Source organism: uncultured Paraglaciecola sp. (assembly GCF_937123705.1).
GTDB lineage: Bacteria > Pseudomonadota > Gammaproteobacteria > Enterobacterales > Alteromonadaceae > Paraglaciecola.
Map to the genome: position 1 here is coordinate 1 of NZ_CAKZKO010000097.1, position 8378 is coordinate 8378.

The following is an 8378-nucleotide window of genomic DNA, read 5'->3' on the forward strand; positions in this document are numbered from 1 at the left end:
CAACGCCGGTACCGCCAATATTGGCGGTATAGATGATTTTTTTATCGACCGGTGTTTTGTATTCTGCCAAACGTTCTTCTTCACTAAGCGGCATTAATTCATTTAATAGGGTTTGCTTCACATCACCGTTATCTGGCATTTTTGGCTGAACGTGGAAGTCTGCACGCCAAAGCGTACCCGGCTGCACGTCGATGAACTGAGAATAGCTTTGACCAGCATGGAAGAATTCATTATCACAGGTCGACAATTCTAAGTAAGGTGGCAACGTTGCAACGTCTAATTGAATAACGTGGGAACCAGGCTTAATGCCTTCAAAGTGCCACTGACCCTCTTGGTCGGAAACTACATAGCGGCCGTCTTCCATAAGAATACGAATACCCGCTAAACCTTCAGCATCTAAGTTGCCATCACAGTCATCTAAAATAACTCGGCCAATCACTTGGGCTTTATCGCGCATTAAGTCATCACGGAAGTCGATGCTCGCCGTTGCGATGTTTGACTTTAAAATAGGGTGAGAAATTTCAGCAACGTTGGTCATTGTACCGCTGGCGGTTGCTGAAACTTGGCTGATGTAAGAAATGCTCACAATTTCTTGCGACAGTAGCGACGGAAAGTTAACCGTAATCTGTTGGCCATTATTGCTTACGAGCACATCACTATACGCTGCTTTATTAACGCGCAGTGAGCCTTCTACATAGCTTAAACCAACCGGTAAGGTATCAATCAATTTGATATTAGATACGTCATATTCAATATTGGTCATGCTGATTTCGAAAGGAACAAAATCACCAATACCAGCCGTTGTTAAAGTACTGCTTTTATCCAATAGAATTCGGTCTGACTGAGGATCTAAAGGAATATCAACATTCAATAATAAGTTTTGGCTTGACGCTGCAAAACCGCGAGATGCATTGTTTAAGCGATAGGGTGCAGTCGGTAATGTTTGTATTACTTGGTCATCAGTTTCTGATGGGAAGATATACGCAATAGACGTATCGACTTCAATACGATAGTCGCCATTTTCAATATAAGGGAAACGGTAGCCACCGGTTGGGAAGTTATAAGATTTGCCGCTGCTATCTTGTGCTTGCCCACCCGAAACGATCGTATTTGGGAAGGTACTGGTTCCGTCATCGCCGTATACCGTAGCAGGCAGGCCGTTGCTGTTATCAATTAAGCGAACGGTAATGCCATCGATTAATTCGCCCGTATAGGCATTAAATACACGGCTGTATGGATCAAAGCTCAGTGTTTTACTTTGTGAGTCTTCTGCATCTTGCGAATCTTGATAGTTAATAGAAACCTGGCTTTCAGGTGTTAATGCAAGGTCACAGCTATTAGTAGAAACCGTTTCGGTGGCGGTTGTTTGGATGATGCCAATAAACTCGCCGCTATCATTTGTCGTTTCGTGTAATACAAGCTCTTTGCTCTCTACCGGATTGGTTGAGTTGATCGTAACCGTGACCGTATCAATTTGGTTGTTATCAAGGTTTTCATCAAGGTCAATCACACGCACAATTAACGGTGAACCTGCTTTGAATACATCGCTTTGCTGCGAAGGTATAGACGCAGGCAGATTAAGAGGATTGCCGTTAGCGTATGTCAGCTGGGTAGTGCTTGTGGTGCCATTACCAATACGGCATTCAGATTGAGTTAGGTTCGAGTTCTTGTCTGAATTGGGTGCTGATACTGGGCCCCAAATATCAATGGCTGAAGAAGTACCTGGAGCGCCTGGGGCACTGTCGGCTGCAGATTCTACAACGAAAGGTGCATTATCTGACTTTGAATAAGAAAGGCCGTTGTAGAAGTAGTGAACCGATGCGGCGCTGTCTAGCACATCGCCTGCTTCTGCTGCAGAGGCGGTGAGTGAGAATAAAGAACTGAATAAAACAAACGCACACATAAGGAGTTGCATGGTGAAATTATAAAACCACTTATGTGTGAGCTCGCTTTCATTTTTAGAAAGTAGAGAATTATTAATAGAGCGCTCACGCACCCCAGAGCAAGAGCTCTGGAGTGAGTGAGTGCGAAGCGTACTTAATGGCAACATTAAGGCAGCGTTACTTCAAAAGACGTCACAACCGTACCATTATCAGTACCATCGTTTTTAGTCGCCGTTACTGATGGGAAGGTAATGGTTACGACTCCCGCATCTGTAGCCGCTGTCACGTTGGCTGAAATGTCTGTGGCAGCAGCACCATTAAGAGATTGCTTGTAGCTTGCTGTATCAATATCGCTTTCGGAAAAAATACTAGGCATAACATCTGATAGTGTTAGGTCTGCATCTTTAGCACCAGAGTTGGTCACTGTTAGAGTGTATTTTAAAACAGCACCAGGGATTGCTTTAGGCGTATAGCCAGCAGGAGCGTTACCACTTAGGCTAACAGGGTCGCTAACGACCTCAACTGCTTTCGCAAGGGCAATATTTGCACCGACATAGGTGAAAGTCACTGGCTCAGGTTGAGTAGTGATAAATTCACCTGCAGCATTTGTTTCGGCAACAGTTTGCACAACATCTGGATCCCATGCTGTAGTCGCAGGTGTTGGAACAACTGCGCTTCCAACAGTACCCTGAGCTGCATCATTTTCAATGGCCGTTGCCGAGAACAGAACTTCAATAGTTTCACCATCAACACCCTGCTGCGGTGTAAATACAGCGATGTAGTTATATACGTGCGTGGACGTGTTGCCATCACCATCATCTTGAGCAAGTGAGATTGTGGCTGGGACAGGGGTGGTTTCACCCGCGTCTAAAACACCATCACCGTTCTCATCGATGAAATAAGTAACGTTATCTAGGGTAGGTAGTGAATAGTCCATTGCGGCGTTACTGTTATTGGTAAGCGTAAAGCCAATGGTCGTATCTTCACCAACAGGTGCATCAGCCGTAGCATTTGCTGCTGTTAAGTTAAATTTAACCAAACGGTCTACGTTAAATTCTGCAGTCGCTGGTGTTGCGTCAACACTCGTGCCACCGGCAACCGAGTAGCTTAAATTTGCCGTGTTGGTAATAAGATCACCATAGGGGGTCTCGGCCGCAGCTGAAAAGCTTGCTACGGTAGCCGTTACGGCTAACGCTAGGGTTTTCAATTTCATAAGTTTTACCTTCTTAAAATTTTATTAAACGTTATTTGATTTTAACAATGTACTGCACGGTCGTTGAAGCACCTGCAGCCAAGGGTTTGTTTAAGGACCAGCGAACTTGGCTATAGTCAGCGGCCTCTGCCTGCACACGTTCGCCATCTTTTTCAATGAAAAGCTCAGCAGGCAGTGCGTAGGTTTTTCCGTTATCAACAGAAAATTCTATTTGGGTCTCTAAACCTTTTGCTGACCCCTGAACATACACAGTATGTTCAGGAATAGGATTTGCGATTACGATATCCGCAGCCGGCTCAGTCCCTTTATTGCTCACTTCAACTTTGTAACCAACACGTTCACCCGGTAAAATTTTATCCGGCTGCTGCCACTGGTCTTGCTGACTACCATCTTTATTGGTGATGGTAACCACTTCAAACACAGTATTTGTCAGTGTCACTTCTGCACTTACGATGAAGCTCATCAGTGCGAGGCTTAATGCGAGTGTGATGTTTTTTATCATGCTGCTTCCTCTTGGTAAGTTGATATTCATAAATTAAATTCGATTAGTTATTTACAGTTGCATCTAGCAAGATTGCGTATTCCCCTGGTGCTAAATCACCCAGTGCAACATTGATCGATGTAACAGTACCTGTGTTAGGAACGGTCTCTGCATTATCGGCATCCGAGTTCGTATCGGTTAGCGCGGTAAAGTTAGAGTAAGTCGCTGGAGTCTGTGCAGGTAACACAGGCGCCTTGTAAGTTGGTGTATTAATCGTGCTACCAGCTGCTGATTGAACACGTAGGCTTTCTGCAATATACGTCATGTTAGCGGGAATAATATCGCTAATAGCAAGGGCGGTTGCGGTATCGTTTTGAACCGTTACTTTAATGAAGTAAGTAACCATTGCACCAGGGATCTTCTGATCGGTAACTGTTGCAGTGCCGTTGATCAAAGCGCTTGAACCAAGGATTGTTTTATTAATCAGTACTTCAAGAGATTGGCTTGGATCGAAAGTCGTTACTTTCAATTCAGACGTTGCATCATCACGACCTTGGTCAACAGCAATAATCGCGTTAGTGGAATCAGCACCCGCACCAGGGATTACAGTACCAAAAGCAGATTCGCCCGCTTTAATACCATTAGCTTCAGTTTGAGACACAACGGTAAGGTCAAGGTCTGTTAGGCTATTTAAGGTCGCAGCATTCGGTACATCGGTAACGATGTAAACCGTGATGGATTCGTCTCTTAAAATGTTTATGTCTGTACCAGTGTATAGAGTTTCATTAATGTTGTTAGGATCAAATGTACCATCAGATGACGCAGTATCGATGTAATACACTGTTAAATCACCGGCTGTTAGCGGCAAATCGTTAGTTGCACCGATCGATTCAAACAGTTTGAACGCTTCTGGGCCGTTACCTGTGTTGGTTACTGTATAGGTAATAGCCGCATTTTGATCGCCGTTAGTGATGTTAGTACTGGCATTGGCGGCAGTAACGTTCACGTTAATGATCTCGTCAACTTTAAAGCTCACACTTGCTTGCTCGCTATCAGAGCTGCCGTTTCGCGTAAAGCTAACCGTTGCCGTGTTTTGGATGGCTGTACCGGCTTCAGTACCAATGGCCAATGCATTCGTGCTAAATAAGGTTGCCCCTAAAATAGCAGTAGAAGCTAGTAATTTAGTGAATGGAACGTTTTTCATATTTAATACCTTTTGTTGGTTCTTTTATCAGTCATTGAGCAACGCTATTGAAGCCGTACTCTGAATTTAATGGTGAATTGAGTAGGACTTTCTCCAGCAGCAGGTGCTTGAAAAACTCCTTTTGGATTTATTCTAAAATGAGTAATATTCTTATCGATACCGTCGCTATCAGGGGTAGGGCTGTAGGTGAAACTTGCGCCATTATTAGCTGAAAATTCTAGGTCGTCGGAGTTACTACTTAAACTTTCAAAGTTATAGTTGAGCCCGCTGGGCGATGCACTTGGAAGTACTTTAATTGGCCCTGTATCTGCGACGTCATCAAAATCTAAGACATTCATAAACATATTTAATGGTATTGCGTCGGCGATCCAGATGCTATTTATTTGAGCAGCCCCAGGGCCGGAATTACTTGCCGAAATCGTATAAGTTAAAACAGCATTTGGGATAGCCTTAGCGAAAGATGTTGCAGTATTGGTACCGTGAATAGGGTCCGAATACACATCTACATTTTTGGTTAAGGTTATATTGGGTAGTTGAGGTACGATTTTGAAGGTTGATTCACTGGTATGCTCGATGTCATTTTCAACACCTTCAAGAGCGGTCACTGAAATACTCCAGTCTCCAAGCTCAGCATCTGCAGCCAAATTAAAACTGAATTGAAATATTTTTTTAGCAGGATGTGGCTCAGATAAAAAACTCATGTCTGCTTTGTTCACAAGCGTTGTGCCTTGGGAATTAGTGATGGTTATATTTGATGACGTTATGTCGAATGCGCCAAACGGATCACTAATCTCAGCTTGTATAATAATGGTCTCTGTAGGAGAAGCCTCACTTACTTCCTGTGAGTTGTTATCAAGAATTGATATATTGTCAACATTAATAACAGTGGCAGCTGGAAGGCTCACTAAACTATAGGGTGAAATGCTATCAGCGTTATTTACATTTGGGTCAATGGAATATATGCGTAAGCTATCTTCTCCATACTGAGAATCATTAGCTACTTTAAGAGATAACGTATCATTAGGATCAAGAGTCGGGGTGCCAGATAGGGGAATAGAGAATTCGAATAGGGCAACATTATCACCGTTTAAACCTACAGAAGGAACAGATATCGTTCGAGTTACGCTGCCGATACTTATGTTGTTACGTAACAGAGTAACGGTAACAGTATGTCCCCAAGAATCACGATTATAGTCGTTTTGTAAGAATAAATAAGCACTGACGGTAGAATCTGAAAAAATGAACTCTTGCTGAAAAGCGGGTGTAATAATATACGTTCTCTCAGCTAAATCTGCCAATGTATGAAAAGCGCTAGAGGTTGGCTGTACTCTACTTAAATTAGAGGATTGGCGTAAATAAAGTGGCTTATTACCCGTCGCTGGGTTTGCGGGTTTGGATACATAAATTGTAGGAGAGCTAATGGTTATGTCAGACATATTCTGAGCACTGATGGTAGCTGTATTCTCGATTGCGGTATTTGCAGTTGACGAAGCGAGGATGATGGCATCAATTACGATTGATTCTGTAGCATTAGCCGCGACTGAAATATTCGATATAGAGATTAATCCTGTTGAATTACTTCCCGCGGGGGCTTGCTGACTATTATTACTTGCTCCATTCGGTAGGCTAATAACCTCAAATGAAGAAATATTATTGGGTAAGTTGTCAACTACAGAAATTCCAGATTTTGCAACCCCGTTAGTTTCAATTAAATCAATTGTATATCTGATTTTCTCACCGGCTTGGACATTACCTCCGTTGAGGTCCGTCACAGATTTTGATGATGTAGAAAGGTCCGCTGAAATAACCGAGTAGGTTTGAGTGCGAGTATTGTTGGATAAGATATTATCAAATACAACACCGGTTACGGTCGCAGTAATATTAACGCTGTTATTCGTCGAATTATCAGAGTAGAACGAAATGGAAAGTGAGTTGGCCGAAGCGTTATTGGCTATATCATTGGTATAGTTACAAATAACATTTGCAGAAATTTCATTACAACTCCATTGATTCCCCGTAAAGGAGTTTAGCGAGAGGCCTGTCGGTAATGGAATTGAAATTTCAGTACTGCTTGTCGCGATACTGGGTCCGTTATTATAAACAGTGAAATTGACTGTATTGTTCTCGCCACGTATGAATCTGCTAGGCCCGGTCTGCTGGATTGATAAGTCAGCCACTGGTTCGTTAGGCACGCTGATCAGTTCAGCGGTTAAAAATACAGCATCTTGCCCAGAAGAATAGGTGGTATGTACGCTGGTATCCCCTGCGGTGAGGTAGCTACCAATTTGATACTCATCAATATCAACGCCACTTGTATTTCTTCCACCCGAAATATTTGAGTAGCCATTGAATTGATTGCCGTTTGGATTATTCGTTCCGGTTAAATTGTTGTTTTCAAATCTTAATGTTTCGTTAAAGTTGCTTCGTGGTTGTGAGTTATTGGCATCACCTTCCCACGTAATGTGTGCATGTTTACCACCTTTAGCAGCTGGGTTTTGAGCAATAACAAAATTATCTGGAATCAAGTCAAGCTCGCTGCCCCAAAAATTCTTAAAGCCATCAAATACGTTAATAACCCTTAGTGGTTCACCGGTATGTTCATAAATAACGGCTAAAGCCCAGCCAGCATAGGCGCTTTGTACATCACAATAGCTGGTAGAGCCATTAAAAGTAACACCAGAAGCTTTATGCGATGTGCTGCTTACAGAGATTAAGTTTGTTACATCTTTTTTAGAGCTGAAATAATTACGGCCCTGAAAAACTTCAACGTGACTAATGTCGGCAGTCAGTGTTGAGTTATTAAAAACGATCGTAGGATCAACCGAACCAGAACCAGACCAATATAAATAAGCGGCTTTCATGGTTGCGCCAATTGGGATGTTGATCGTGCTTGAAGATTCGCCCCCACTGATTGGTGCGCAAGTATTACTTGAACTGCGTAGGGTATTGCCTGCCAGTGCAAAAGAAATATTACCCGCAAAGCTATGGCGTAAAATGACGTTTTCAGAAAGTGCAGCCTGGCTGGTAAATAATAAAACGATAAATCCAGCGATCAAGTGTTTACTCAAATAACTTTGGCGACAAAAGTTACTGATGCAAATAATGCATAGTTGAACTTTATATCGGAAGTTAAAATAAGTTTTCGTCACTAATGTCTCAATCTGTCTAGTTGAACTTTGTCAGATAATATTGAGGAGTTAGACCTACGTCAAATCTTTGAAATGTGGGACTTATGTCTCATAATCGACTGTAATTGCTTAAATTTAATGAGGTTTTACAAAATAAGTATGTATTTTTTAGGAATATTCTGATCGCTGTGTTTTTTAGTAGTAAAGACCTACATAAACAATCAGTTATGTGTCCATCAGCGACAATTTTTGTCACAATTTTCAGAAAATATGAGGTGTGACTTTTTGTATGTGAATTGTAAAATATTGAATAAATAACAATTTAAGTAACTTTTGTGCACTTCTAAGCTCGATTCTCGTCAAAAAACTTTCATGAATAAATCCTATTCTTCACGGTTTTCTAGCACATTCAGTTGCTGTACAGTTACTTGATAACAAATACAAAAATAAAACGGGATTAAATCCCTTA

General features: G+C 42.1%; 5 protein-coding genes. All 5 read right to left on the reverse strand.

The genetic code is table 11. From position 1 onward, the window contains the following. On the reverse strand, nucleotides 1–1903 hold a 1903-nt coding region (locus Q0688_RS12900; protein ID WP_299077193.1), incomplete at its 3' end, for a hypothetical protein. Between the two features lie 146 nt (nucleotides 1904–2049). Then, nucleotides 2050–3096 (reverse strand): hypothetical protein, encoded by a 1047-nt coding sequence (locus Q0688_RS12905; RefSeq protein ID WP_299077196.1) that lies wholly within the window; start codon nucleotides 3094–3096, stop codon nucleotides 2050–2052. A 31-nt stretch (nucleotides 3097–3127) separates the two neighbouring features. Beyond that, on the reverse strand, nucleotides 3128–3598 hold the full coding sequence (locus tag Q0688_RS12910) for a hypothetical protein (RefSeq protein ID WP_299077199.1): 471 nt from the start codon (nucleotides 3596–3598) through the stop codon (nucleotides 3128–3130). 43 nt (nucleotides 3599–3641) lie between these two features. After that, a complete protein-coding gene (locus Q0688_RS12915) occupies nucleotides 3642–4781 on the reverse strand; it encodes a hypothetical protein (RefSeq protein WP_299077202.1) in 1140 nt (379 codons plus the stop codon). A gap of 44 nt (nucleotides 4782–4825) precedes the next feature. After that, nucleotides 4826–7837 (reverse strand): hypothetical protein, encoded by a 3012-nt coding sequence (locus tag Q0688_RS12920; protein WP_299077205.1) that lies wholly within the window; start codon nucleotides 7835–7837, stop codon nucleotides 4826–4828. Nucleotides 7838–8378 lie beyond the last annotated feature (541 nt).